This is a genomic window from Variovorax sp. M-6, from assembly GCF_052114385.1.
Taxonomy (GTDB): Bacteria; Pseudomonadota; Gammaproteobacteria; order Burkholderiales; family Burkholderiaceae_C; genus Variovorax.
In genome coordinates this window covers 243,205-266,419 of record NZ_JBFREQ010000001.1, presented here as the reverse complement: position 1 = coordinate 266,419, position 23,215 = coordinate 243,205, and the positions used below count along the sequence as shown (strand labels likewise).

Annotated in this window: 26 protein-coding genes; 4 read left to right on the top strand and 22 right to left on the bottom strand. The window is 68.6% G+C overall.

Annotated elements, in window-relative coordinates:
• Window positions 1-9 precede the first annotated feature (9 nt).
• Genes AB4Z46_RS01315 through AB4Z46_RS01300 form a run of 4 tightly spaced genes read right to left on the bottom strand, consistent with a single transcriptional unit; the run spans window position 10 to window position 4,313 of the window.
• Window positions 10-861, bottom strand: coding sequence for a hypothetical protein (locus tag AB4Z46_RS01315; RefSeq protein ID WP_442281661.1), 852 nt, complete (start codon window positions 859-861; stop codon window positions 10-12).
• A complete protein-coding gene (locus AB4Z46_RS01310; RefSeq protein ID WP_442281660.1) occupies window positions 858-1,532 on the bottom strand; it encodes a glutathione S-transferase family protein in 675 nt (224 codons plus the stop codon). Before AB4Z46_RS01310 ends, AB4Z46_RS01315 begins: the two co-directional genes overlap by 4 nt.
• Window positions 1,529-3,157 (bottom strand): (2,3-dihydroxybenzoyl)adenylate synthase, encoded by a 1,629-nt coding sequence (locus tag AB4Z46_RS01305; RefSeq protein ID WP_442281659.1) that lies wholly within the window; start codon window positions 3,155-3,157, stop codon window positions 1,529-1,531. The genes AB4Z46_RS01310 and AB4Z46_RS01305 overlap by 4 nt, the downstream gene beginning before the upstream one ends.
• Before the next feature lie 16 nt (window positions 3,158-3,173).
• Window positions 3,174-4,313, bottom strand: coding sequence for an FAD-dependent monooxygenase (locus tag AB4Z46_RS01300; RefSeq protein WP_442281658.1), 1,140 nt, complete (start codon window positions 4,311-4,313; stop codon window positions 3,174-3,176).
• A 93-nt stretch (window positions 4,314-4,406) separates the two neighbouring features.
• Here AB4Z46_RS01300 and AB4Z46_RS01295 point away from each other — a divergent pair, with 93 nt between their 5' ends.
• Window positions 4,407-5,630, top strand: coding sequence for an NAD(P)/FAD-dependent oxidoreductase (locus tag AB4Z46_RS01295; RefSeq protein ID WP_442281657.1), 1,224 nt, complete (start codon window positions 4,407-4,409; stop codon window positions 5,628-5,630).
• Between the two features lie 15 nt (window positions 5,631-5,645).
• On the opposite strand, the gene AB4Z46_RS01290 is transcribed toward AB4Z46_RS01295, so the two are convergent.
• From AB4Z46_RS01290 to AB4Z46_RS01280, 3 genes are all read right to left on the bottom strand, one after another.
• The gene (locus AB4Z46_RS01290) at window positions 5,646-5,861 is read right to left on the bottom strand and encodes a hypothetical protein (RefSeq protein WP_442281656.1); all 216 of its coding nucleotides are present in this window, start codon (window positions 5,859-5,861) and stop codon (window positions 5,646-5,648) included.
• Window positions 5,862-5,949: 88 nt separating this feature from the next.
• On the bottom strand, window positions 5,950-6,747 hold the full coding sequence (locus AB4Z46_RS01285) for an SDR family NAD(P)-dependent oxidoreductase (protein ID WP_442281655.1): 798 nt from the start codon (window positions 6,745-6,747) through the stop codon (window positions 5,950-5,952).
• A 78-nt stretch (window positions 6,748-6,825) separates the two neighbouring features.
• Window positions 6,826-7,149: a hypothetical protein gene (locus tag AB4Z46_RS01280; protein ID WP_442281654.1), complete on the bottom strand. Its 324-nt coding sequence runs from the start codon at window positions 7,147-7,149 to the stop codon at window positions 6,826-6,828.
• Between the two features lie 188 nt (window positions 7,150-7,337).
• Between AB4Z46_RS01280 and AB4Z46_RS01275 the strand changes: the two genes are divergently transcribed.
• Window positions 7,338-7,529 carry a hypothetical protein gene (locus tag AB4Z46_RS01275; protein ID WP_442281653.1) on the top strand — a complete coding sequence of 64 codons (192 nt, stop codon included), beginning with the start codon at window positions 7,338-7,340 and terminating at the stop codon, window positions 7,527-7,529.
• On the opposite strand, the gene AB4Z46_RS01270 is transcribed toward AB4Z46_RS01275, so the two are convergent.
• Complete coding sequence (locus AB4Z46_RS01270; RefSeq protein ID WP_442281652.1) at window positions 7,507-8,028, bottom strand: hypothetical protein; 522 nt, start codon at window positions 8,026-8,028, stop codon at window positions 7,507-7,509. The genes AB4Z46_RS01275 and AB4Z46_RS01270 overlap by 23 nt on opposite strands.
• 11 nt (window positions 8,029-8,039) lie before the next feature.
• On the opposite strand from AB4Z46_RS01270, the gene AB4Z46_RS01265 reads away from it, so the two are divergent.
• The gene (locus AB4Z46_RS01265) at window positions 8,040-8,192 is read left to right on the top strand and encodes a hypothetical protein (RefSeq protein WP_442281651.1); all 153 of its coding nucleotides are present in this window, start codon (window positions 8,040-8,042) and stop codon (window positions 8,190-8,192) included.
• A gap of 151 nt (window positions 8,193-8,343) precedes the next feature.
• On the opposite strand, the gene AB4Z46_RS01260 is transcribed toward AB4Z46_RS01265, so the two are convergent.
• The 7 genes from AB4Z46_RS01260 to cyoA are packed head-to-tail and all read right to left on the bottom strand — an operon-like array spanning window position 8,344 to window position 15,035.
• Window positions 8,344-8,880, bottom strand: a complete 537-nt coding sequence (locus AB4Z46_RS01260) for a response regulator transcription factor (protein ID WP_442281881.1) — start codon at window positions 8,878-8,880, stop codon at window positions 8,344-8,346.
• Complete coding sequence (locus AB4Z46_RS01255) at window positions 8,870-10,174, bottom strand: ATP-binding protein (protein ID WP_442281650.1); 1,305 nt, start codon at window positions 10,172-10,174, stop codon at window positions 8,870-8,872. Before AB4Z46_RS01255 ends, AB4Z46_RS01260 begins: the two co-directional genes overlap by 11 nt.
• Window positions 10,158-10,919, bottom strand: a complete 762-nt coding sequence (locus tag AB4Z46_RS01250) for an SURF1 family protein (protein WP_442281649.1) — start codon at window positions 10,917-10,919, stop codon at window positions 10,158-10,160. The genes AB4Z46_RS01255 and AB4Z46_RS01250 overlap by 17 nt, the downstream gene beginning before the upstream one ends.
• Window positions 10,920-10,941: 22 nt before the next feature.
• Entirely contained in the window at window positions 10,942-11,337 is a 396-nt protein-coding gene (gene cyoD / locus AB4Z46_RS01245; protein WP_442281648.1) for a cytochrome o ubiquinol oxidase subunit IV, read from the bottom strand.
• Window positions 11,334-11,975, bottom strand: a complete 642-nt coding sequence (gene cyoC, locus AB4Z46_RS01240) for a cytochrome o ubiquinol oxidase subunit III (RefSeq protein ID WP_442281647.1) — start codon at window positions 11,973-11,975, stop codon at window positions 11,334-11,336. Before cyoC ends, cyoD begins: the two co-directional genes overlap by 4 nt.
• Window positions 11,968-13,971 (bottom strand): cytochrome o ubiquinol oxidase subunit I, encoded by a 2,004-nt coding sequence (gene cyoB, locus AB4Z46_RS01235; RefSeq protein ID WP_442281646.1) that lies wholly within the window; start codon window positions 13,969-13,971, stop codon window positions 11,968-11,970. The genes cyoC and cyoB overlap by 8 nt, the downstream gene beginning before the upstream one ends.
• A 2-nt stretch (window positions 13,972-13,973) precedes the next feature.
• Complete coding sequence (cyoA, locus tag AB4Z46_RS01230) at window positions 13,974-15,035, bottom strand: ubiquinol oxidase subunit II (protein ID WP_442281645.1); 1,062 nt, start codon at window positions 15,033-15,035, stop codon at window positions 13,974-13,976.
• Window positions 15,036-15,182: 147 nt separating this feature from the next.
• Between cyoA and AB4Z46_RS01225 the strand changes: the two genes are divergently transcribed.
• On the top strand, window positions 15,183-16,526 hold the full coding sequence (locus AB4Z46_RS01225) for an MFS transporter (RefSeq protein ID WP_442281644.1): 1,344 nt from the start codon (window positions 15,183-15,185) through the stop codon (window positions 16,524-16,526).
• A 7-nt stretch (window positions 16,527-16,533) separates the two neighbouring features.
• Here AB4Z46_RS01225 and AB4Z46_RS01220 read toward each other — a convergent pair whose 3' ends face one another.
• The 7 genes from AB4Z46_RS01220 to AB4Z46_RS01190 are packed head-to-tail and all read right to left on the bottom strand — an operon-like array spanning window position 16,534 to window position 23,210.
• Complete coding sequence (locus AB4Z46_RS01220; protein ID WP_442281643.1) at window positions 16,534-17,094, bottom strand: DedA family protein; 561 nt, start codon at window positions 17,092-17,094, stop codon at window positions 16,534-16,536.
• Between the two features lie 6 nt (window positions 17,095-17,100).
• The gene (gene mnhG / locus AB4Z46_RS01215) at window positions 17,101-17,433 is read right to left on the bottom strand and encodes a monovalent cation/H(+) antiporter subunit G (protein ID WP_442281642.1); all 333 of its coding nucleotides are present in this window, start codon (window positions 17,431-17,433) and stop codon (window positions 17,101-17,103) included.
• Between the two features lie 21 nt (window positions 17,434-17,454).
• Window positions 17,455-17,733, bottom strand: a complete 279-nt coding sequence (locus tag AB4Z46_RS01210; protein WP_442281641.1) for a K+/H+ antiporter subunit F — start codon at window positions 17,731-17,733, stop codon at window positions 17,455-17,457.
• Window positions 17,730-18,221, bottom strand: a complete 492-nt coding sequence (locus AB4Z46_RS01205) for a Na+/H+ antiporter subunit E (protein WP_442281880.1) — start codon at window positions 18,219-18,221, stop codon at window positions 17,730-17,732. Before AB4Z46_RS01205 ends, AB4Z46_RS01210 begins: the two co-directional genes overlap by 4 nt.
• Window positions 18,221-19,921 carry a monovalent cation/H+ antiporter subunit D gene (locus tag AB4Z46_RS01200; RefSeq protein ID WP_442281640.1) on the bottom strand — a complete coding sequence of 567 codons (1,701 nt, stop codon included), beginning with the start codon at window positions 19,919-19,921 and terminating at the stop codon, window positions 18,221-18,223. The genes AB4Z46_RS01205 and AB4Z46_RS01200 overlap by 1 nt, the downstream gene beginning before the upstream one ends.
• Window positions 19,918-20,271, bottom strand: coding sequence for a Na+/H+ antiporter subunit C (locus tag AB4Z46_RS01195; RefSeq protein WP_442281639.1), 354 nt, complete (start codon window positions 20,269-20,271; stop codon window positions 19,918-19,920). Before AB4Z46_RS01195 ends, AB4Z46_RS01200 begins: the two co-directional genes overlap by 4 nt.
• A complete protein-coding gene (locus AB4Z46_RS01190; RefSeq protein ID WP_442281638.1) occupies window positions 20,271-23,210 on the bottom strand; it encodes a monovalent cation/H+ antiporter subunit A in 2,940 nt (979 codons plus the stop codon). The genes AB4Z46_RS01195 and AB4Z46_RS01190 overlap by 1 nt, the downstream gene beginning before the upstream one ends.
• Window positions 23,211-23,215: the final 5 nt, after the last annotated feature.

Here is a 23,215-nt window from a genome sequence, read left to right as displayed (position 1 = left end):
GAAACGGGCCTACCAGCGAGGCGTGTAGTAAGGATCGTCCTGCCCGTCCCGCGATGCCTGGGCACCGCGGTCGAGCGCCAGCGCGACCGCGGCCGCGACCCAGATCGCCGCCACCGCCGCGACGATCAGCACGTCGACCGCGCGGCGCCGAAGTCCGCGTCGCGCCCATCGCACCATCGGCCCGGACAGCAGGGCGCCGGCCAGCAGCAGCAGCACCGCGGGCTCCACCGGCGTCAGCAGGGCCACGCCAAGTGCCAGCGTCAGCCAGGCGATCACCGAGACCACCGCCGCGCAGACGCCGAAGCCGATGCGGGCCGCCGGCCACAGCCACAGCGCGCAACCGGCGATGGCGGCCGCAATCGACAGCCCGAGCTCGAACAGCAGCGCGGACCCGGAGATGAAAGCCACCGCGGCCAGCCCCAGGCTGGCCACCAGGAGACTGGCGGGCGCGGCGGCGTGCTCGGGCGGCGAGCTCAGCACGGCGCCGATCACCGCCGCGCCGACGGCCCAGGTGGCGATTTGCAGCGTCAACGGCGGGTCGCCGAGTCCTGCCAGCACCAGTGCCCATAGGACGCAGCTCGCGAGCCAGGTGGTGCGCATCGCGGCGCGCATGCCTTCCAGGCCCACGCCGAGCAGCGCGGCGGCGGCGTAGATCCAGGGCAGCTCCTCCGTCAGGCTGCCGGGCCACAACTGCCATCCGAGCACCCAGGCCGAGGCGACGATGATCGCCGGGGCCACGCCGGCTGCGGCCCAGCGCCGGCCGTGCACCGCACCCAGGCCGGCGCGCAGCAGGCCGGTGACCGCGAAGGAGAGCATGAGCGGCAGCGCCAGGCTCTCGAACAGCGGGTGATGGAAGTTCATGCCGGGCGGGTCGAGGTCGACGGCGAGACGCCTTGCGCCAGGGCTGCATCGTGCTGCGCCGCGAGCGCGCGGCAAAAGCCCTCGCGTTGCTGCAGACGCTTCCAGTAGGCCGCCACCGCGGCCGGAAAGCGCGGCACCAGGTCGAGCTCGTCGGCCAGCATCAGCGCATAGCCGACCGAGATGTCGGCGACCGTGAAGCGGTCGGCGGCGAGGAATTCGTGCTGCGCCAGCACCGCGTCGATGCCGCGCAGGCGGGCGATGAACCACCTGGCGTAGTCGTCCACCGCCTGCGGCAGCTTGCGCGCGTCGGGCTCCAAGCGGCCGTAGCGCAGCACGATGGTCTGCGGGAAGGTCAGCGTCGCCTCGCCGTGATGCAGCCAGTTGAGCCAGGCGCCGAAGCCGGGCTCGCCCGGAAGCACCGCCAGCCCGCGCCGATTGTCCGGGTCGCAGCGCTGGGCCAGGTACTGGCACATCGCCGACGACTCGGTCATGCGGGTGTCGCCGTCGAGCAGCAGCGGCACCGTGCCCAGCGGATTGAGATCGAGGTAGCTGCGCTGGAGTGCACGCGGCGGGAACGGCAACATCCGCAACCGGTAGGGCGCGCCGAGCTCTTCGAGCGTCCAGAGCGGGCGGAACGAGCGTGCGCTGACGCAGTGATAGAGCTCGATCATCCCATTACCTTTTCTCGCAGTTCGCGCTTGAGGATCTTGCCCACCGGGCTGACCGGGAACTCCGCCATGATCTCCAGCCGCTCGGGCAGCTTGAAGGAGGCGATGTTCTGCCGGCGCAGGTAGGCGATCAGTTCGTCGAAGCCGAGCGTCGTGCCCGGCTGCAGGATGACGCAGGCGCAGGCCCGTTCGCCGAACACCGGGTCGGGCAGGCCGATCAGCGCGACGCCCTTGACCTGTGGCAGGCCGAAGATCAGGTTCTCGATCTCGTCGCAGCTGATCTTCTCGCCGCCGCGGTTGATCAGGTCCTTGCGCCGGCCCTCGGTGAACACGTGGCGGCCGCGCTTGCGCACGATGTCGCCCATGCGGTAGAAGCCGTCGGCCGTGAAGGCCTCGGCGTTCTTCTCGGGCGCCTTGTAGTAGCCGCGGATGGTGTAGGGGCCGCGCGTCACCAGCTCGCCGGCTTCGCCGTCGGGCACTTCATGGTCGTCGTCGTCCAGCACCTTGATCTCGTCGTGCTCGCTGACCGGCGCGCCGGAGCTCTCGAGCAGCAGCGCCTGCGGGTCGTCGAGCCGGGTCATGTTGATCAGGCCTTCGGCGGTGCCGTAGATCTCCTGCGGCGTGCAGCCGAACTGCGCGGCCACTCGCATGCGCAGCTCGGGCGCGAGCCGCGCGCCGCCGTTCTGGATCACCTTGAGCGAGGAGAGGTCGAAGCGCTTGGGCACCTCGCTGTCGAGCCAGCTGGCGATCAGCGGCACCACGCCGGCGATCACCGACACCCGCTCTCGTTCGACGCCGGCGAACAGCGTCTCGGCGCCGGTGCCGGTGGCGATCACCACCGTGCCGCCCGCGAAGAAGGTGCCGAGCAGGCCCGGCGAGGCCAGGTTGTAGTTGTGGCCCAGCGGCAGGATGGCCATGAAGACGGTGTCGCGGTCGAAGCCGGCGGCCCGGGCGCAAAGGCGGGCGTTGAGCACGTAGTCGTTGTGGGTGCGCGGGATCAGCTTCGACACCGAGGTGGTGCCGCCGGACAGCAGCATGGTCGAGACCTCGTCGGGCGAAGGCCGCACGGCCCCGAGCCGCGCGATCGACGCGTGGTCGGTGACCGCGTCGCCCGCGATCAAGGGGTCCAGTGCGCGTTGTCCCGGCGCGGGTTCGCCGGCGACGATCAGGTGGCGCAGCGACGAGAACTCGGCGGCCAGCTCGGCCGCCATCGGGCGGTAGTCGAAGCTCCCGATCATGTCGGGCAGCAGGTAGGCGCTCGCGCCCGAGGCACGGACGAAGTGGCGGACCTCGGCATGCCGGTGCGCACGCAGCGCCATCACCGGAATCGCGCCCATCCAGTTGAGCGCGAGGTAGGCGATCACGAATTCCGGCACATTCGGCAACTGCACCACGACGCGCTCGCGCGGCTTCAGTCCGAGATCGAGCAAGGCCACCGCGAGGCGCCGCGAATCACGGACCAGTTCCTCGTAGCTGATGCGCCGGTCGCCGAAGACCAGCGCCACCTTGTCGGGCGCCGCGCGCATGCTGCGCTCGACCATCTCGGCCACCGTGAGGTCTTCCCACAGGCCGAGCCTGCGGTATTCGCGGGCGGCCTCGGCGGGCCAGGGGACACAGCCTTCGAGCATGGTGGGTTCCTCCGGTTCAGAAGCTGCGTCCGGGGTGCAGCTTCTCGTAGGCGGCCGCGAGTTCGGGGTCGCGCTGCCGCACGTCCGCATGGTCGACCCGGCCGCTGCGCGTGACGTAGTCGTAGGCGAAGGAGATCGGGTCGAGCGGCAGCTTGGGGCCGAGGTTCTCATACCACTCGCAGCTCTTGATGGCCGCCTTCTGCAGCGCGTCGGAGCCGGGCTGGCGGATTCGAACGAATTCCTCGAGCATCGTCGGCACGTCCGGCCCGCAGGTCTTGAAGGCATCGAAGAGCGCGATCGAATCCTGCATCGCGAGCCGGGTGCCCGAGCCGACCGAGGGATGGCCGGTGCGCAGCGCGTCGCCGATCAGCACGATGTTCTTCCAGTGCCAGCGGCGGTTCCTGACGATCGTGTAGCGGAACCAGTTGGACTTGTTGGACAGCAGCTTGTGGCCCTGCAGGTCGTCGGCGAACACCTTTTCGCACCACGCGAGGCTGTGCGCCTCGTCCATGCGGTCCAGCCCCGCCGTGCGGAAAGTCTGCGGATCGACCTCGACCAGGAAGGTGCTGTGCGTGCGGCTGTAGCGGTAGGTGTGGGCGATCGCCAGCCCGTCGGGGTTCTGCCGGAAGATCAGCGAGAGCGGGTCGAAGAGCCGGGTGGTGCCGTACCAGGCGAGCAGGTTCGGCCGCTCGTCCAGCGTCGGGCCGAAGTGCTCGGCGAAGCGCGTGCGGATCGCGCTGTGGGCACCATCCGCCGCCACGATCAGGTCGGCATCGGCGAAGGCCGCGATGTCGTCGACGCGCCGTTCGAACTCGATCTCGACGCCGACCTGGCGGCAATGCGCATGCAGCGCGCGGAGCAGGTCGATGCGTGCCATGCGATGGAAGGTGTTGTGCGCGAGCCTGACCTGCACGCCCCGATGCACCACAGCCATCTCGTCGAACACTTCCTGGTTGTCGGTCATCGACCGGTAGAGCTCGGGCGCCAGGTCGCGCACGAAGGCCAGCGCCACGTCGGAGAACACCACGCCCCAGCCGTAGGTGGCGCTTTCGGCATCGCGTTCGCAGACCCGGACGTCGTGCGAAGGGCCCTCGCGCTTCATGAGGTAGGCGTAGAACAACCCCGCGGGGCCGCCGCCGACGATGCGTATCTTCATCTTGTCTCCGTGGTTGGAGTCCCGGTTCGCATCCTAAGGCTACAGTTGCCGGCACGACCGCGTCATTGTGCGGATCGACGTCAGGAAGAGCCCATGAATTCGAACATCGTCATCATCGGCGGCGGCCACGCCGCTGCCCAGCTGTGCGCCGGCCTCGCCGAAGCGGGACAGGGCGCGCGCGTCCACCTGGTCTGCGAGGAAGCGGCCATTCCGTACCACCGGCCGCCGCTGTCCAAGACCTTCCTGAAGAGTCCGGACGAGCAGCCGCAACTCCATCGGGCCGAAGCCTGGTATGCCGAGGCCGGCATCACGATGCACCTGGGCGACGCCGCGCGGGCGATCGACCGCGACGCCCGCACGGTCACGCTGCGTTCGGGCGCGGTGCTCGGCTGGGAGCGGCTGGTGCTCGCGACCGGTACCCGCGCGCGCCGGCTGTCGGCGCTGGCCGGGCTGTCCAACGTGGCCCTGCTGCGCGCGGCCGATGAAGCCGCGCAGCTGCGCACGCTGCTCGCGGCGGCGCAGCACGTGACGGTGCTCGGCGGCGGCTTCATCGGGCTCGAGGTGGCCGCCACCGCGCTGGCGCTCGGCAAGCGCGTGCTGGTGCTGGAGAGCGCGCCGCGGCTGCTGAGCCGCGCCGTGTCGCCGGAGCTGTCGGCGCATGTGCTGGCCACCCACCGCGCTGCGGGCATGGACGTGCGCGTCGGGGTGCAGAGCGGGGTGATGCAGGTCGACGGGCCGCGGCTGGCGGCGATCGAGGTCGACGGCGAGCCGCAGGCCATCGACCTGCTGCTGCTCGGCATCGGCGCCGTGCCCGAGACCGCGCTGGCCGAGGCGGCCGGCCTGGAGTGCGCCGACGGCATCGTGGTCGACGCCTACATGCAGACCAGCGATGGCGCCGTGCTCGCGGTGGGCGACTGCACGCGCTTTCCGGACCGGCGCGCCGGCCAGGCGCTCAGGCTGGAGTCGGTGCAGAACGCCAACGACCAGGCGCGCACCGCGGTGGCCACCCTGACCGGTGCGCCGAGGCCGCACGATGCGGTGCCATGGTTCTGGTCGGACCAGGGCGGGATGCGGCTGCAGATGGCGGGCCTTGTGCCCGCGCCCGGCACGGCGGGCCATTGCACGGTCCGGCGCCCCGGCGCCAACCCGGCATCGTTTTCGCTGCTGCACTACGTCGACGGCGCGCTGCGCTGCGTCGAATCGGTCAACGCGCCGGTGGACCACATGATGAGCCGCAAGCTGCTGGAAGCCGGCCGCAGCCCGGACCCGGCGGTCGCGGCCGACCCGGCCGTGCCGCTCAAGACGCACCTGGCCTAGCCCGGTGCGGTCAGGTCAGGAAACGCCTGCCGGCCGCGGTGCCATGTTCTTGCGAATCTCGGCGTCCATCATTCGCGTGCCGGCCGCCAGCGCGGCCTCGTAGGTGTCGGCGCTGTACTCGGCGGCGCGCACCACCTTGCAGGGGACGCCACCGGCGTCGCACTCGAGCAGCGTCCAGAGAAAAGACCCGGGCGCCGGCTCGTCGATAACGAGTTTGATCGGATTTTTCATGCCTCGATGGTGGGCGTTTCGGCGCGGATTTTCTGTAGGCCGAGGCCTACGTTACCTGGGGAATCAGCCGCTTCGCGCGGCACCGCGGTCAGTCCACCAGGAAGCCGCAGCTCAGATTGGCGACGGTGCCGGTGATCGCGCCGGCGTGCTTCGAGGCCAGGAAAACCGCGGTGTTCGCGAACTGGTCGAGTGTCGGCAGGCGCTTGAGCAAGGTACCGCCGGCGGCGCCTGCGAGCATCTCCTCCACTGACAGGCCAGCCCGCTCGGCCATCGGGCGAAACACATCTCGCGTGTGCGAACCCATGGCGGCGGCCTCGGGAATCGCATGCGGCCGGATGCAGACCACGCGGATGCCCTGTGCGCCGAGTTCGCCCGCGAGGTGGCGCGACATGGCCTCGACCGCGGCGCTGGCGACGCAGTTGCCCAGGTAGCCCGGGCCGGGCAGCCGCGCCCCGGGCGTGGAAAGCGTGAGGATCACGCCCGAGCCCTTCGCGGCCATGTGCCGGGCGACGGCCTTCGCGGTGACGAAATTGCTTCGCGTGTAGGTGGCAACCGGGTGTTCGAAGTCGGCGAGGGACAGCTCGGCCAGGGGCGTGCCCTGGACGTGCGCGACGCCGATCGCGTTCAGCGCGATGTCGATGCCGCCGGCCCGCTGCGCCACGTCGTCGGCATGGCGTTCGACGGCGGTCGCATCGAGCGCGTCGAGCAGGGCGGTTTCGGCATGTCCGCCGGACGCGTGGATGTCGGCGGCCACGGCATCGAGGCGGGCTTGGGTGCGCCCGGCGAGGAACACCCGGGCGCCTTCACGGGCGAAGGCGCGTGCGACGGCACCGCCGATCGCGCCGCCCGCGCCGTAGATCAGCGCGCTCTGGTTCTCGAGCAGCATGCGTATCTCCTTGTTTGTGTACAGCATCCACAAACTTAGCAGAGATACTGGACGGCGTCCACATCGGACGCCGGCCGCTCAATAGCGGTAGGGATTGTCGGGGCGGCGGTCGTAGCGGTTGGGCACGCCGTCGCCATCGCGATCCCGGTCGTAGCGGTTCGGCACGCCGTCGCGGTCGCGGTCTCCCCAGCCGCGGCGATGGTCACGGCGTTCACCGCCCTGGGCGTACCAGCCGTAGGAGGGCTGCACGGGACGCGGCACCACGACATAGCCGCGCGGCGGGGGCGGCGGCGCCGGAATCACCATGGCACGGTGGTCGTAGTACTGGGCCTGGGCCGGAGCGGCGAGCAGGTTCAGGCACAGCAAGGCGGCGGTACCGGCGGCGACAGCGATCTTGTTCATGGAGGGGCTCTCTCTCTCGTGGCTTGAAGGAGCCTTCATGCTGCGCGCCGCTTGTGAAGCAGGCGTAATGCCGGCGCGAAATGTTGTGTAGTGTTGCGTCGCTTCTGTTGCGCCACGCGCCGCCGCGATGCGGATTCGTCGCACTCGCGGCTGTGGAAAATCATGTAATGTTAGTTAAAATGTATTACATGAACACCGACAGAGATAACTTCCATGACTGGGCGCGCGACAAGCCCGATTCGACCTCGTTCTCCGGTCTGCACCGCTCGGATCTGTACGATCAGTCGGCTCACCCGCGCGTGCGATGGGGTCGCATGGTCTTTCTGATCGTGCTGGCGGTCGCGCTGGTCGCCGGGTTCAAGTACGTCGCAGGGCTCTAGGGTCCGAGCCCCTGGCGCGGCGGGCGCGCAGGCGCAGGACCTGCAGCGTCGCTCCGACCAGGAAGACGACGAACAGGGCGCCGATCGTGCCCTTCAGTGCAGCGGAGTTGTCGCGATCGGTCACCCAGGGCGCGTCCAGGGGCAGGCGGGTGGCGGTCTCGGTGACGCCCGGAATCATGTGGAAGAAGAAGGTCAGCGAGTAGGCGACCACCGCCACGTAGGCCGACAGCCGGCCGAAGCCCGATCGGCCCGCGAGCATCGCCACCCCCAGCACCACCAGCGTCACGACGCCCAGCACATGCGGCTTGCCGAAGCCGCCGTGCTGGAAGATGCCGAAGCCGGTCAGGCAGGTGAGCACGGTGGCGATCACATAGGCACGGCCTGCGCGGGTGGCGGGCGAGATTTCGCGGTAATGGAAGAAGGCGACGAGTCCGGCGGCCACCGCCACCAGGCTGATGGCCGTGTGGACGATGCCCAGGGGGGTCAGACCATAGAACATGAGGGAACTCCTTGGATGAAGGCTACCGGGAGGGGGCCAGCGGAGTTTGCAATAACGGGGCCAGGGCGCGCAGGGCGCTTCCATTCCCGGGCGGCTCGCACGGCCTGGCGACCACGCAGGCCGGCGGGTTCGACGCCGATCTGCTGGCGTTGATCAAGGGCTGAGGCGGCAAGTTGTCCCCTGGCGCGGGGGTGCCCGTTTTGCAGGCAATGTGGCGGGAACCCGCGTGGGATCAGGGCCCGTGCATCCGCCTCCACGCACTTCGCACAGCGTTATCCACAGAAGTTCGGCACAAGTCGGCGGGGCTGGGCCGCCCTACTTGACGCGTTGCTTGACCAGCTTTCGCGCCAGCGTGCGGCGGTGCATGCCGAGTCGTCTCGCGGTCTCGGAAATATTGAAGCCGGTTTCCGCCAGGGTTTCGTGGATGCGCTCCCACTCGAGCGTCTTGATCGAGGTCGAGCGGTTGGTCAATTCGACGTCGGTGTCGCCTTCGGCGCGGCCGAAAGCGGCTTCGATGTCGTCGGTGTTCGAGGGCTTGGCGAGGTAGTGGCAGGCGCCCAGCTTGATGGCCTCGACCGCGGTGGCGATGCTCGCGAAGCCGGTCAGGACCACGATCAGCATGGCCGGATCGTGCCGGTTCAAGGTCTGGACGCAGGCCAGTCCCGAGGCCTCGCCGCTGAGCTTGAGGTCGACCACCGCATAGCGCGGCGAATGGGTCTGCAGCAGCACGGCGACCTCGTCGCGGTTGGCCGCCAGCAGCACCGCGTAGCCGCGGCGTTCGAACGAGCGGCCGAGCGTGCGCGCGAAGGCCGCGTCGTCCTCGACGATCAGCAGGAGGCGTTCAGCTTCCATCTCCAACGTCTTCCTCCTCTTCGAGAATGATCGCCGCCAGCGGCAGGGTGAGTGTCACCTCGGCGCCGCCTTCCGGCCGGTTGCGGGCGCTGACCTTGCCGCCCAGCGTGCGCGCCACGTTGACGACCAGGAACAGGCCGAGTCCACCTTCCGGACGACCCTTGGTCGACAGGTAGGGCTTGCCGAAATCGGCCAGCATCCCGGGTGCGAAGCCGGGGCCGGCATCGGTGACCGTGAGCCGCAGGGTGTCGCCGTCGTGGATCGCCTCGAGCCGCACCCAATCGGGCGAGGCCTGGAGCGCATTGTCCAGCACGTTGCAGATGGTCTGCTTCAGGGCCGAATCGGAAACCATCGGCAGGTCGTGGCCGAAGCGGTTCTCGTACTCGAAGGCCAGCACCGGACGGGTGCTGCGCCACTCTTCGGCGAGGTCGTCGAGGAAGGTGCTGACGGTGGTCTCGAGCGAGGATTCGCCGCGCGCCTCGCCGGCCGACAGCAGGATGCCGCTCAAAATGGTCTTGCAGCGCTGCAGCTGGGCCTGCATCTCGCCGATCTCCTGCAGCAGTTCCGGATTGGCGGTGAAGGCGGGCATGCGCCGCCAGTCGCCGAGGATCACCGACAGGGTCGCCAGCGGCGTGCCCAGGTCGTGCGCGGCGCCCGAGGCCAGCAGGCCCATGCGCACGATGTGCTCTTCCTCGGCGGCGCGTTCGCGCAGGGCCGCGAGACGCGCGTCGCGCGCCCGCAGGTTGCGGCTGATGCGGCTGATGAAGATCACCAGCAGCGCGGCGTTGAGCCCGAAGCAGATCAGCATGCCCAGGATGTAGGGGCTCAGCAGGCCGTGCCCGTGGTCGATCGGCAGTTCGAGCGGGCCGCTGAAGATCGCCAGGCCGGCGAAGCAGACGCTGGTGATGCCGACGATGGTCCAGGTCGACCAGGCTTCCAGCAAGACCGCGCCCAGGATCACCTGCAGCAGGTAGAGGAAGACGAAGGGATTGGCGGCGCCGCCGCTCAGGTAGAGCTGCGCGGTCAGCATCGCGACATCGACCAGCAGCGCGACGAACAGTTCGCCGTTGCTGACGTCGCGGTGGATGCGCCAGCGCAGCTGGCTGGCGGCGTTGAAGGCGGCCAGGAAGGCCAGCACCGCCAGCATTTGGTCCAGCGGCAGCCGGATGCCGAAGCCGTAGTGCACCACCGCGATGGTGGCGACCTGGCCGACCACGGCCAGCCAGCGCAGCTGGATCAGCTGCTGCATGTTGTCCAGGCCGGTGGCGTCGCCGGTGTCAGTCTCGCGGGCCATCGCGGTCCTCCTCGCCGTCATTCTGCCGCCGGCGCCGCTCGCGGACGACGAACCAGGCCGCGCCGGCGATCATCAGCGCCAGCGCGTACCAGGTGAGGGCGTAGACCAGGTGGTTGTTGGGGAACGCGATCACGGTCAGGCCGCCGACCGGCCCGCCGCGAGGGCTGCCCGGCGCCGCGGCATCCGCATCGACGAAGTAGGGCGCCACCTCGCTCTGGCCGCGCGCCGCCGCGATCGCCTGCACGTCGCGCGAATACCAGCGGTCGGCGGCCGGGTCGTTGGTTCGCAGCAGGGCGCCGTGCGGCTCGGTGATGCGCAGCAGTCCGGTGACGGTGACTTCGCCCGCGGGTTCGTCGGCGCGCCGCGCCAGGCGTTCCTTCTGCTGCGGCGGCGACACGAAGCCGCGGTTGACAAGCAGCACCTGGCCGCCCGACAGGCGCAGCGGCGTCAGCACCCAATAGCCGCTGCCGAGTTCGGTGGTGGCCTGGACCAGGGCCTCGCGGTCGTGCAGGAAGGTGCCGCTGGCACGCACGCGCCGGTACTCGTCGTCGGCCTGGTTGACCCGGGACCAGTGCTCGGGGCCTGGCGCGTCGACGGCGGGGGCGTGCACCCGCTGGTCGATACGCTCGATCAGGTCCAGCTTCCAGGCCCGGCGCTCGAGCTGCCAGGTGCCGAGCGCGAAGAAGGCCGCGAAGGCCAGCAGCGCGCCCAGGGCCAGTGCAAGCCGCGGAAGAAACCGTCTCACCGAAGCGCCGCGCCTGCCCGGGTCACGGCATCTTGTGCGTCTCGTGCATCAGCCCCGGCATCATGTTGTGGTTCAGGTGGTACATCACCCACAGCGAGCCGCTCAGCGTGATCACGACCACCACCACCGTGAAGATCAGGGCCAGCATGGTCCAGCCGTGCTCGGACCGGGCGTTCATGTGCAGGAAGTACACCATGTGGACCACGATCTGCACCGCGGCGAAGGCGAGGACCACGAAAGCGGTGGTGCTGCTCTTCTCGAACACGTTGCCCATCACGAGCCAGAAGGGGATCGCGGTCAGGATCACCGACAGGATGAAACCCGTCATGTAGCCCTTGAAGGTGGCGTGGGGCGCGCCGTCGTCGTGAGCGTGGTCGTCATGGCCGCCGTGATCGGCGTGTTCGTTGTGCGTGCTCATGGCAACACTCCCATCAGGTACACGAAGGTGAAGACGCCGATCCAGACCACGTCCAGGAAGTGCCAGAACATCGACAGGCACATCAGCCGGCGGCGGTTGTCGGCGATGAAGCCGTGTTGCGCCAGCTGGACCATCAGCACCACCAGCCAGACCAGGCCGAAGGTGACGTGCAGGCCGTGGGTGCCGACCAGCGCGAAGAAGGACGACAGGAAGGCGCTGCGCTGCGGCACCGCGCCTTCGTGGATCAGGTGCGCGAACTCATAGAGCTCGATCGCGATGAAGCCGGCGCCGAACAGGCCCGTGATGGCCAGCCAGACCAGCGTCGCGCGCATGCGCTTGCGCTGCATCTCGATCATCGCGAAGCCGTAGGTGATCGACGACAGCAGCAGGAAGGCGGTGTTGAGCGCGACCAGCTTGAGGTCGAACAGGTCTGCGCCCGACGGGCCGGCCGCGAAATTGCGCCCGACCACCGCGTAGATCGCGAACAGGCAGGCGAACACCAGGCAGTCGCTCATCAGGTAGAGCCAGAACCCGAGCAGGGTGCCGTTCTCGGGGTGATGCTCGCCCTGCACGTGGAAGCGCGGCTGCTGGCTGGCGCTCAGCGCGCCATCGGGGGAAAGGACGGTGGTATCAGACATGGCCGGCAAGCAGGCGGGTGCGGGCGCCTTCGGTGCGGACGACTTCCTCTGCGGGGATGTGGTAGTCGCGCTTGTAGTTGAAGGTGTGGACGATCACGGCGATCAGCAGGACGGCGAAGGAGACGCCGGCCAACAGCCACATCTGCCAGATCAGCGTGAAGCCGCACGCCGCGGCCAGGGCCGCGATGATGAAGCCGGCGCCGGTGTTCTTCGGCATGTGGATCGGGATGAAGCCCTCGAGCGGTCGCACGTAGCCGTGCTTCTTCATGTAGGTCCAGGCGTCGTTGTCATACACCCGCGGCGTGAAGGCGAAGTTGTAGGCCGGCGGCGGCGAGGAGGTCGACCATTCGAGGGTGCGGCCGTCCCACGGATCGCCGGTCTCGTCGCGCAGCGAATCGCGGCGCACGTAGCTCACCACCAGCTGGATCAGGAACGAGCCGATGCCCAGCGCGATCAGCACCGCGCCGAAGGCGGCGATCTGGAACCAGATCTGGTAGGACGAGTCCTCGAAGTGGCTCACGCGGCGGGTCACGCCCATCAGGCCCAGCACGTACAGCGGCATGAAGGCGAAGTAGAAGCCGATCACCCAGAACCAGAACGAGCACTTGCCCCAGAACGGCTCGAGCTTGTAGCCGAAGGCCTTCGGGTACCAGTAGGTGATGCCGGCCATGAGGCCGAACAGCACGCCGCCGATGATCACGTTGTGGAAGTGCGCGATCAGGAACAGGCTGTTGTGCAGCACGAAGTCGGCCGGGGGAACGGCCAGCAGCACGCCGGTCATGCCGCCGATCACGAAGGTGATCATGAAGGCGATGGTCCACATCATGGGCAGCTCGAAGCGGATGCGGCCCTTGTACATCGTGAACAGCCAGTTGAAGATCTTCGCGCCCGTCGGGATCGAGATGATCATCGTCGTGATGCCGAAGAACGAGTTGACGCTGGCACCCGACCCCATGGTGAAGAAGTGGTGCAGCCAGACCAGGTACGACAGGATCGTGATCACCAGCGTGGCATAGACCATCGAGGCGTAGCCGAACAGGCGCTTGCCGCTGAAGGTGGCGACGACTTCGGAGAAGACGCCGAAGAGCGGCAGGATCAGGATGTAGACCTCGGGGTGGCCCCAGATCCAGATCAGGTTCACGTACATCATGGCGTTGCCGCCGAAGTCGTTCGTGAAGAAGTTGGTGCCGACGTAGCGGTCGAGCGACAGCAGGGCCAGCACCGCGGTCAGCACCGGGAAGGCGGCGACGATCAGGATGTTGGTGGCCAGCGCGGTCCACGTGAAGACCGGCATCTTCATCAGCGTCATGCCCGGGGCGCGCATCTTGACGATGGTCGCGATCAGGTTGATGCCCGACAGCAAGGTGCCGACCCCCGCGATCTGCAAGGACCATATGTAGTAGTCGACCCCCACGTCGGGACTGAACTCGATCCCCGACAGCGGCGGGTAGGCGAGCCATCCGGTGCGCGCGAACTCGCCCACGAACAGCGAGGCCATCACCAGCCCGGCGCCGAAGGTGGTCATCCAGAAGCTGAAGTTGTTGAGGAAGGGGAAGGCCACGTCGCGGGCGCCGATCTGCAGCGGCACGACGAAGTTCATGAGGCCCGTCACCAGCGGCATCGCGACGAAGAAGATCATGATCACGCCGTGCGCCGTGAAGATCTGGTCGTAGTGGTGCGGCGGCAGGAAGCCGGCGTTGTCGCCGAAGGCGAAGGCCTGCTGGGCCCGCATCATGATCGCGTCGGAGAAGCCGCGCAGCAGCATCACCAACCCGAGGATGATGTACATGATGCCGATCTTCTTGTGGTCGATGCTGGTGATCCAGTCGTGCCACAGGGTGCCCCAGACGCGGAAATAGGTGATCGCGCCGACGATGGCCAGGCCGCCGAGGGCGACCGCGATGAAGGTCGCCAGCAGGATCGGTTCGTGAAAGGGAATGGCCTCCCAGGAGAGGCGGCCGAAGATGAGCTTCGTCAGATCAGGATGGTCGAGCATCGTTATTCTTCGCGGATGCGAGCGGTGGAAAGCGGAAGCGAAAGTCCGGTGGGATCGTTGACGCTGCACATGGCCGCGACGTAAGTGCGGGGCGGAATGCGGGCCTCGGGTTGCCAGGGCCGCGGCGAGACATTGAAGGAGCCGACCTTGCCGAGACCGCCGTCGGCGTCGATGGCCATCATCTGGTCCATGCACATCTTGTTGCGGTCGACGCAGCGGTTGACGATGGCGTTGTAAAGGTCGGGCGCGACCGTGGCAAAGCGGCGCACGGGATCGCGTTCGCTCGGGCGCTCGAGCGCCAGGTAGGCGTCGCGGCTCAGCTCGCCGCCGGCGGCCTTGGCCTTCTGAACCCAGGCCTCGAAGTCGGGCTCGCTCACGCCGTGGAAGCGGAAGCGCATGCCCGAGAAGCCGGCCCCGCTGTAGTTGGCCGAGAAGCCCTCGAAGTTACCCGGCTTGTTGATGACCGCATTGAGCTTGGTCTCCATGCCCGGCATGGCGTAGATCTGGCCGGCCAGCGCCGGGATGTAGAAGGAGTTCATCACCGAGGAAGCGGTGATCTTGAAGACGATCGGGCGGTCGACCGGCGCCGCCAGCTCGTTCACCGTGGCGATGCCCTGCTCGGGGTAGATGAAGAGCCACTTCCAGTCCAGCGCGACCACTTCGACCGTCAGCGGCTTGACCTCGGCCGGGACCGGACGACCCGCCTCGATGCGGCGCAGCGGACGGTAGGGGTCGAGCGTGTGGGTGCTGATCCAGGTGATCGCGCCGAGGGCGATGATGATCAGCAGCGGCGCGCCCCAGATCGCCAGCTCCAGTTCGGTCGAATGGTCCCAGTCCGGCGAGTAGGTCACCTCCTTGTTCGACTGCCGGTAGCGCCAGGCGAAATAGATGGTGAGCCCGATGACCGGCACGATGATCAGCAGCATCAGCACCGTGGAGACGATGATCAGCTGGCCTTGCTGGCGGGCGATGTCGCCGGATGCGTTCAACAGCACCATGTCGCAGCCCGCCAGCAGGGCGAGCGGGAGCAGGAGCAGTCCGCGGAAGTTCTTGAGGGGAGGCATGCCGGAGAATGAGCGTTTGGTGCGCAAAAGGGACCACAATCTACTTCGTTTGGCGACTGCGGGATATTGGACGTTTTGTCCTATGGCGGCAATCTCGATTCGGTGAGACGCTCGGAATATCCAGTTGAATACGACCCCAAAGCAGAAATGACGACGTCCAGCATCAGTCCCTCGAGCGACGCCTCCGCGCTGCACGGCACCCAGCACGACAGTCCCGACGCCGCCTCGGACCATTCGCCGATCGCCCCGGGCGAGATCGCGGTCGGCGTGATCATCGGCCGCGCCTCCGAGTACTTCGACTTCTTCGTCTACGGCATCGCCTCGGTGCTGGTGTTCCCGTCGGTCTTCTTCCCGATGGAAAACCGCCTCGAAGGCACGCTCTACGCCTTCGTGATCTTTTCCTTCGCCTTCATCGCGCGGCCCTTCGGCACGGTGGCCTCGATGGCGATCCAGCGCCGCTTCGGCCGCGAGGCCAAGCTGACCGCCGCGCTGTTCCTGCTCGGCATCTCCACAGCCGGCATCGCCTTCCTTCCGGGCTACGCGAGCATGGGCTTCGCCTCCATCGTGGTGCTGTCGATCCTGCGCGTCGGCCAGGGCGTCGCGCTCGGCGGCTCCTGGGACGGCCTGCCCTCGCTGCTGGCGCTCAACGCCCCCGAGAACCGTCGCGGCTGGTACGCCATGCTGGGCCAGCTGGGTGCGCCGGTGGGCTTTTTCGTCGCCAGCGCGCTGTTCGCATTCCTCTATTCGAGCCTGTCGAGCGAGGATTTCCTCGATTGGGGATGGCGTTACACCTTTTACGTGGCGTTTGCGATCAACGTCGTGGCGCTGTTCGCCCGGCTCCGGCTGGTGGCCACCAACGAATACGACCGGCTCCTGGAGCAGCGTGAGCTGGAGCCGACCGACGTCGTCGAGATGACGCGCTCGCAGGGCTACAACCTGGTCATCGGCGCCTTCGCCGCGCTGGCGAGCTATGCGCTGTTCCATCTGATCACGGTGTTCCCGCTGTCCTGGATCACGCTGTACTCGACCCAGTCGGTGACCGAGTTCCTGGTCATCCAGATGATCGGCGCGGTGCTCGGCGCCGCCGGCATCGTGGCCTCCGGCGTGATCGCCGACCGGATGGGACGGCGCCGCACGCTCGGCAGCCTCGCGGTCCTGATCGCGGTCTTCAGTGGCTTCGCGCCGACGCTGCTGGACGGTGGCAAGCTCGGGCAGGACGTCTTCATCCTGCTGGGTTTCGTGATCCTCGGGCTCTCCTACGGTCAGGCGGCCGGCGCGGTGACGGCCAATTTCGAGCCGAAGTACCGCTACACCGGCGCCGCGCTGACCTCCGACCTGGCCTGGCTGATCGGCGCCGCCTTCGCGCCGCTGGTGGCGCTCGGCCTGTCCGCCAACTTCGGACTGGGCTATGTGAGCGTCTACCTGCTGTCGGGTGCGGTCTGCACGCTGGTGGCGCTGCGCGTCAACCGCGCACTCGAAGAACGGGATTGAGTTCGCTTCAGCGTCGCGAGCGCCATTGACTGAAGACCCCCACGGCCAGCGTGATCGCAAGGGCGCTGCCGATCAGCAGGTGCTCGTAGGGCCGCAGGTGGCCGATCGAAGCATGCACCCAGGCCGTGAGCTTGAGGCCGAACAGGCTGACCACGGTCGCCCATAGCAGGGCCGCCACCGCGTCGAGCGCCGCGTACACCGCCGTGCGCGTCGGGCCCATGCCCAGCGTGGCCGGCAGCGCGATCCGCAGGCCCCAGGCGAATCGCATCAGGAAGATCGTCGCCACCGGATGGCGGCCGACAAAGCCGTTGACCCGCTCGATGTGGGCCCGCAGTTTGGGCCGGGTCGCGAGCAATTCGGCGCCCTTGCGGCGGCTCAGGTGGAAGTAGAACTGGTCCGTCAGGAAGGCGGCCGCCGCGCCGCAGGCGATCAGCGGCCAGAGCGAGAGGTAGCCCTGGTGCACCGCGAAGGCGCCCAGCATCAGGATGGTCTCGCCCTCGAACAGCCCCAGAATGAAGACCGCGTAGTAGCCGTATTGCTGGAGCAGGTCTGACAGGGACAGGTGCATGGAGCTTCACTCCGGCGGTACATCGCCCTTTTTTTGCCGCTCGCGGAACAGCGCCGCGCGCATCAGGAAGATGGTGGTGACCGGTGCCGTCAGCGCCACGAAAAGCGCGATCAGCACGGCGTGCAGGAACAGGTTGCGCCCCTGCACCGAGAAGTAGACGATGGTCGCCAGCGTCATGCACCACACGCCCAGGGTGGCGCCGAGCGTCGGCGCATGGATGCGGCGGAAGAAGGTGGGCACGCGCACCAGCCCGAACGAGCCGATGGCGGCGAAAGCGGCGCCGACCACGGCGAAGACCGCGGTGAGGATCTCCGCCCACAGCGGCAAGGCTTCAGTCATTCCATCTCCCACGCTCGGCACTCATTCGATCACCTCGCCGCGAAGAAGGAACTTGGCGATCGCGGTCGAGCCGACGAAACCGAACAGCGCGATCAGCATCGCGGCCTCGAAGTAGACGTTGCTGGCGTAGACGATGCCGAGCACCAGCATCATCAGCATGCCGTTGATGTAGAGGCAGTCGAGTGCCATCACGCGGTCCTGCGCGGTGGGGCCGATGAGCAGGCGCGCGAGCGCGCACAGCATCGCCACCGCCAGCAGCAGCAGCGCGAGCTTGAGCGCCCACAGGAGGACTGGCGTCATGATTCGAAGATCTCCATCAGCGGCCGTTCGTAGCGCGCCTTGACCATGGCGACGAAGGCCGGCACGTCGTCGAGGTCGAACACGTGGATCAGCAGGGTCGAGCGGTCGAAGGAGATCTCGCCCCAGGCGGTGCCTGGCGTCAGGCAGATGATCATCGCGAGCACCGCCAGCGCGTTGGGATCGCGCACTTCGAGCGGCACGCGCACGAAGTGCGGCGCCATCTGGTCGTTGCGCCGGGTCAGCAGCAGGCGCGCCACCGTCAGCGCCGAATGGACCAGATCGTAGGCGACCACGCCGCAGAGCCGCAGCGCCACCGCGGGACGGCGCATCCGGACCCTGGCAGGGCGCAGCGACTGGGTCAGCACCGGCACCGCCAACGCGAGGATCGCCGCCAGCAGCAGCGTGGCCGCATCCAGCGACTGGTTCAACAGCAGCCAGACGACGAACAGCGCCAGCGACAGCGACGGGGAGGGCAGCCAGCGCTTCATCACTTGGCGACTCCCGCAGGAGCGCCCGGATTGGGCACCTGGGTCGCGCCGAGCACGGCATCGCGGTAGGCAGTGGGCGAGAACAGGCCTTCTGCGGTGGCGGCGGCATGCTGCATCACCGGGCCGGCCGCGAGCGTGAGCGCAAGGCAGGCCCCCAGCAGCGCGGCGACCGGCAGCACCTCCAGCGCGGGCAGCGCGGGCATGGTCGCGTGGGCCTGGGTCCAGAAGTGGCGGATGCCGGTGCGGCCCAGCGCCAGCAGCGACAGGAAGCCCGACACCAGCAGCAGCGTCATGAAGGTCCAGGCCGCCGCCGTGACGTGGCCGGCGCCGAGCAGTCCCGAGAGCATCGCGAACTTGCCCACGAAGCCCGACAGCGGCGGCAGGCCCGCCAGCAGCACCGTGCAGCCGACGAAGCTGAGGCCGAGGAAGACCACGCCGGCCGGGATGGCACGGCCGTAGAGCGCCTGGGCATCGTCGTCGAGGTTCACGTCGTCGAGCCTTTGCAGATCCTCCGACAGGAAGGGGGCGCCGCCGGCCGCCTCGTGCGGCGCGATGCTCATGCCGGCGTTGCGCCAGCGCTCGATCATGTCGATCAGCAGGAAGAAGGCGCTGGCCGCCAGTGTCGAACTCAGCAGGTAATAGAGCGCACCGGCCCAGACGGCCGGCTGGCCGAAGCCGATCGCTGCGAGCAGGGTGCCGGCCGAGACCAGCACGCTGAAGCCCGCCAGGTTCGACAGCCGCTGCGTGCCGACGATGCCGAGCGCGCCGACGAACAGCGTCGCGAGCCCGATCACCACCAGCACGCCCTGGCCGATCTGGGCCGAGGCGCCGGTGTCGGGCGCGAACAGCAGGGTCCACAGGCGCAGCAGCGTGTAGATGCCGAGCTTGGTCAGGAGCGAGAACACCGCTCCCACCGGCGACACCGCGGCGCTGTAGGCCGGCACCAGCCAGAAGTTGAGCGGCCACGCACCGGCCTTGGCGAAGAAGGCGGTGGCCAGGATCGCGGCGGCGGCGTGCACCAGTCCGCGGTCGGCCGGCGCGAGCTGCGCGATGCGCACGCCGAGGTCGGCCATGTTGAGCGTGCCGGTCACGCCGTAGAGCAGCGCGGCGCCGACCAGGAACAGCGACGACGCCGCGAGGTTGATCGCCACGTAGTGCAGTCCGGCCTGCACCCTGAGCCGGCCGGAGCCGTGCAGCAGCAGGCCGTAGGAGGCGGCCAGCATCACCTCGAAGAAGACGAACAGGTTGAACAGGTCGCCGGTCAGGAAGGCGCCGTTGAGGCCCATGAGCTGCAGTTGCAGCAACGGGTGGAAGTGAACCCCGGCGCGGTCCCAGCGCGAGGTCGAGTAGATCGAGGCGGCGAAGGCCACGACGCCGGTCAGCGCGACCATCATGGTCGACAGCCGGTCGGCCACCAGCACGATGCCGAAGGGCGCCCGCCAGTTGCCCGGCAGGTAGACGCCGATCGAGCCGGGTCCGCCGCCGGTATCGGGCGCGTTGACCCAGCGCAGCAGCGCCAGCGCGGTCAGCAGGCCGACCAGGCCCGACACCACGCTGAGCGCCGACTTGGTGCGCCGGCGCTGCTCGCCGAGCAGCAGCATCAGGGCGGCGGTCAGCATCGGCACCAGGATCGGCACCGCGATCAGGTGCGGCATGCTGAAGTCGAGCAGCCGGTCGAGCAGGGCGAACAGCTCGTTCATTCCTGCGGCTCCCGGCGTTCCTCGCCGTCCACGTGGTCGGTGCCCGTGAGCCCGCGCGAGGCCAGCAGCACGACCAGGAACAGCGCGGTCATCGCGAAGCCGATCACGATCGCGGTCAACACCAGGGCCTGCGGCATGGGGTCGGCGGTGTTGGCGAGCGTGGCGCGCAGGCCCGGCGTGAGCACCGGCTCGCTGTCGACCTTGAGCCGGCCCATGCTGAAGATGAAGAGATTGACCGCATAGGAGAGCAGGGTCAGGCCCATGATGACCTGGAAGGTGCGCGGGCGCAGCAGCAGGTAGACGCCCGAGCCGGCCAGGATGGCGATGGCGATGGCGAGCACGATTTCCATCAGGCGGCGGCCTCCGCTTCGGCGGCGGCGCGCGCGGCCTCCTTCTCGGCCTGCTCGTCGACCCAGCGATGGCTGCGGATCGATTGGTGGGCCAGGGCGGTCAGGATCAGCATGGTCGCTCCGAGCACCAGCGAGAACACGCCCATGTCGAAGAACAGCGCGCTCGGCACGTGCACCTCGCCCAGCAGCGGCAGGTGCAGGTGCGCCGTGTGGGTGGTGAGGAAGGGGTAGCCCAGCGCCACGGCCCCGCCGCCGGTGGCCAGCGCCAGCAGCAGGCCGACCGCGATCCAGCGCCGGGGGTAGATGCGCAGGTGCTCTTCGACCCACTCGGTGCCCGAGACGAGGAACTGCAGCACCAGCGCCACCGACATCACGAGCCCGGCGACGAAGCCGCCGCCCGGCTGGTTGTGGCCGCGCATGAAGAAGTAGACCGACACCAGCACCGACAGCGGCAGCAGCAGCCGCACCAGCACGGCCGGTACCATCAGGTAGCCGACCGCGGTGTCCTTGGCCCGGCGCGGGTTGATCAGGTCGCTGCTGCCGTCGTCCGGCTGCAGGCGCTGCTGGATCGGCAGCGCCATCGATTCGATCGCCGGACGGAAGCGGCGCAGGAGCGCGTACACGGTCAGCGCCACCACGCCCAGCACCGTGATCTCGCCGAAGGTGTCGAAGCCGCGGAAGTCGACCAGCATCACGTTGACCACGTTGCTGCCGCCGCCGTCGGTCAGTGCATGGTCGAGGAAGAAGGGCGAGATGCTCTGCGGGAAATTGCGGGTCATCACGGTCCAGGCCAGCGCCCCGAGGCCGGCGCCGGCCGCGATCGCGATCGCGAGGTCGCGCCCGCGCCGCGCCAGCGGCCGCAGGCCGTTGCGCTCGGGGTCGGCTTGCGCATTGCGCATCGGCAGCCAGCGCAGGCCGAGCAGGATCAGCACGGTGGTCACGGCTTCCACCACCAGCTGGGTCAGCGCCAGGTCGGGCGCCGAGAACCAGATGTAGGTGATGCAGCACACCAGCCCCGCGCCGGAGGCCAGCATCAGCGAAGCCAGCCGGTGGAACTTGGCCTGCCAGGCCGCGCTCAGCGCACAGACCGCGCCGATCAGCCAGGTCATCGCGAACATCGGCGAGAACGGCAGCGGCTCGCGCGCGCCGCGGGTCACCGGCGTGTTCCAGAGCGCGGCGCCGGCGCCCGCCACCGCGACCGCGACCAGCAGCAGCAACTGCGTCTGCAACCGGCGCGTGCCGAGCAGGCGGCGGCTGCGGCGGCCGGCCTCGCTGAGCCGGGCCATCACGTTCTCGAAGACGCGCTGGCCGTCGAGGCCATGCAGCAGCGGCGTTTGCTCGAGGGCGCCGTGGCGGCGGCGGCGTCGGTGCATCAGATAGAGCAGCGCACCGCCCGCCAGCGCGATGAAGCTCATCAGCAGGGGCAGGTTGAAGCCGTGCCACAGCGCCAGGCTGTAGGCGGGCAGTTCGCCGCCGACCACCGGCGTGGCCGCCGCGGCGAGGAAGGCGCCCACCGACCAGGCCGGCGCCACCCCGACCACCAGGCAGATCAGCACCAGCAGCTCGACCGGCACGCGCATCCAGTGCGGCGGTTCATGAGGCTGTTTCGGTACGTCGGGACCGCAGGGCGGACCGAAGAAGACATCGAAGACGAAGCGCGCCGAATAGGCGACGCTGAAGATGCCCGCCAGCGTGGCGATGACCGGCAGGCTCTTGTCGACCCAGGGGGTCGACTGGATGAAGACGGTCTCGGCGAAGAACATCTCCTTCGAAAGAAAACCGTTGAGCAGCGGCACGCCGGCCATCGATGCGCTGGCGATGATCGCCAGCGTGCCGGTGATCGGCATCAGCTTCAGCAACCCGCTGAGCTTGCGGATGTCGCGGGTGCCGGTCTCGTGGTCGATGATGCCGGCCGCCATGAACAGCGAGGCCTTGAAGGTCGCGTGGTTCATGATGTGGAAGACCGCCGCGACCGCCGCCAGCGGGCTGTTGAGGCCGAGCAGCAGCGTGATGAGCCCGAGGTGGGAAATCGTCGAGTAGGCCAGCAGCGCCTTGAGGTCGCGCTGGAACATCGCGATGTAGCCACCGAGCAGCAGCGTGATCGCGCCGGCGCCGCTCACCAGCCAGAACCATGCCTCGGTGCCCGAGAGCACCGGCCACAGCCGTGCCAGCAGGAACACGCCGAGCTTCACCATGGTGGCCGAGTGCAGGTAGGCCGAGACCGGTGTCGGGGCCGCCATCGCACGCGGCAGCCAGAAGTGGAACGGGAACTGCGCGCTCTTGGTGAAGGCGCCGAGCAGTACCAGCACCAGCACGACCGGATAGAGCGAATGCGCGCGGATCTCGTCGCCCGAGGCCAGCACCAGGTCGAGGTCGTAGCTGCCGACGATGCGGCCGAGGATCAGCACGCCGGCCAGCAGGCACAGGCCGCCGGCGGCGGTGACGGTGAGCGCCATGCTGGCGCCGCGCCGCGCATCGCGCCGGTGGTGCCAGTAGCCGATCAGCAGGAACGAGAACAGGCTGGTGAGCTCCCAGAACATCACCATCTGGATCAGGTTGCCCGACAGCACCACGCCCATCATCGCGCCCATGAAGGCGAGGAAGAACGAGAAGAAGCGCGGCACCGGGTCGGAGGCCGACATGTAGTAGCGCGCGTAGAGCACCACCAGCGTGCCGATCCCCAGCACCAGCATGCAGAAGAGCCAGGCGAAGCCGTCCATGCGGAACGACAGGTCGAGGCCGAGCGCGGGCAGCCACTCGACCTGCTGGCGGATCACGTTGCCGTTGGAAAGGCTCGGGAACAGCCACCCGACCTGGACCGCGCAGCCCAGCGCGACCAGGCCCGCCAGCGTCGACTCCCGGTTGCGCGCGTTCGACGGCAGCAGTGCGGCGAGCACGCTGGCGATGAAGGGGAGCGCGACGAGGAAGACAAGGGGCATTGCGG

Excerpts from the sequence above, each read along its gene's own strand:
- AB4Z46_RS01315 (WP_442281661.1), bottom strand. The coding sequence starts at position 861 with ATGAACTTCCATCACCCGCTGTTCGAGAGCCTGGCGCTGCCGCTCATG.
- AB4Z46_RS01310 (WP_442281660.1), bottom strand. The coding sequence starts at position 1,532 with ATGATCGAGCTCTATCACTGCGTCAGCGCACGCTCGTTCCGCCCGCTC.
- AB4Z46_RS01305 (WP_442281659.1), bottom strand. The coding sequence starts at position 3,157 with ATGCTCGAAGGCTGTGTCCCCTGGCCCGCCGAGGCCGCCCGCGAATAC.
- AB4Z46_RS01300 (WP_442281658.1), bottom strand. The coding sequence starts at position 4,313 with ATGAAGATACGCATCGTCGGCGGCGGCCCCGCGGGGTTGTTCTACGCC.
- AB4Z46_RS01295 (WP_442281657.1), top strand. The coding sequence starts at position 4,407 with ATGAATTCGAACATCGTCATCATCGGCGGCGGCCACGCCGCTGCCCAG.
- AB4Z46_RS01290 (WP_442281656.1), bottom strand. The coding sequence starts at position 5,861 with ATGAAAAATCCGATCAAACTCGTTATCGACGAGCCGGCGCCCGGGTCT.
- AB4Z46_RS01285 (WP_442281655.1), bottom strand. The coding sequence starts at position 6,747 with ATGCTGCTCGAGAACCAGAGCGCGCTGATCTACGGCGCGGGCGGCGCG.
- AB4Z46_RS01280 (WP_442281654.1), bottom strand. The coding sequence starts at position 7,149 with ATGAACAAGATCGCTGTCGCCGCCGGTACCGCCGCCTTGCTGTGCCTG.
- AB4Z46_RS01275 (WP_442281653.1), top strand. The coding sequence starts at position 7,338 with ATGAACACCGACAGAGATAACTTCCATGACTGGGCGCGCGACAAGCCC.
- AB4Z46_RS01270 (WP_442281652.1), bottom strand. The coding sequence starts at position 8,028 with ATGTTCTATGGTCTGACCCCCCTGGGCATCGTCCACACGGCCATCAGC.
- AB4Z46_RS01260 (WP_442281881.1), bottom strand. The coding sequence starts at position 8,880 with ATGGAAGCTGAACGCCTCCTGCTGATCGTCGAGGACGACGCGGCCTTC.
- AB4Z46_RS01255 (WP_442281650.1), bottom strand. The coding sequence starts at position 10,174 with ATGGCCCGCGAGACTGACACCGGCGACGCCACCGGCCTGGACAACATG.
- cyoD (WP_442281648.1), bottom strand. The coding sequence starts at position 11,337 with ATGAGCACGCACAACGAACACGCCGATCACGGCGGCCATGACGACCAC.
- cyoC (WP_442281647.1), bottom strand. The coding sequence starts at position 11,975 with ATGTCTGATACCACCGTCCTTTCCCCCGATGGCGCGCTGAGCGCCAGC.
- cyoB (WP_442281646.1), bottom strand. The coding sequence starts at position 13,971 with ATGCTCGACCATCCTGATCTGACGAAGCTCATCTTCGGCCGCCTCTCC.
- cyoA (WP_442281645.1), bottom strand. The coding sequence starts at position 15,035 with ATGCCTCCCCTCAAGAACTTCCGCGGACTGCTCCTGCTCCCGCTCGCC.
- AB4Z46_RS01225 (WP_442281644.1), top strand. The coding sequence starts at position 15,183 with ATGACGACGTCCAGCATCAGTCCCTCGAGCGACGCCTCCGCGCTGCAC.
- AB4Z46_RS01220 (WP_442281643.1), bottom strand. The coding sequence starts at position 17,094 with ATGCACCTGTCCCTGTCAGACCTGCTCCAGCAATACGGCTACTACGCG.
- mnhG (WP_442281642.1), bottom strand. The coding sequence starts at position 17,433 with ATGACTGAAGCCTTGCCGCTGTGGGCGGAGATCCTCACCGCGGTCTTC.
- AB4Z46_RS01210 (WP_442281641.1), bottom strand. The coding sequence starts at position 17,733 with ATGACGCCAGTCCTCCTGTGGGCGCTCAAGCTCGCGCTGCTGCTGCTG.
- AB4Z46_RS01205 (WP_442281880.1), bottom strand. The coding sequence starts at position 18,221 with ATGAAGCGCTGGCTGCCCTCCCCGTCGCTGTCGCTGGCGCTGTTCGTC.
- AB4Z46_RS01200 (WP_442281640.1), bottom strand. The coding sequence starts at position 19,921 with ATGAACGAGCTGTTCGCCCTGCTCGACCGGCTGCTCGACTTCAGCATG.
- AB4Z46_RS01195 (WP_442281639.1), bottom strand. The coding sequence starts at position 20,271 with ATGGAAATCGTGCTCGCCATCGCCATCGCCATCCTGGCCGGCTCGGGC.
- AB4Z46_RS01190 (WP_442281638.1), bottom strand. The coding sequence starts at position 23,210 with ATGCCCCTTGTCTTCCTCGTCGCGCTCCCCTTCATCGCCAGCGTGCTC.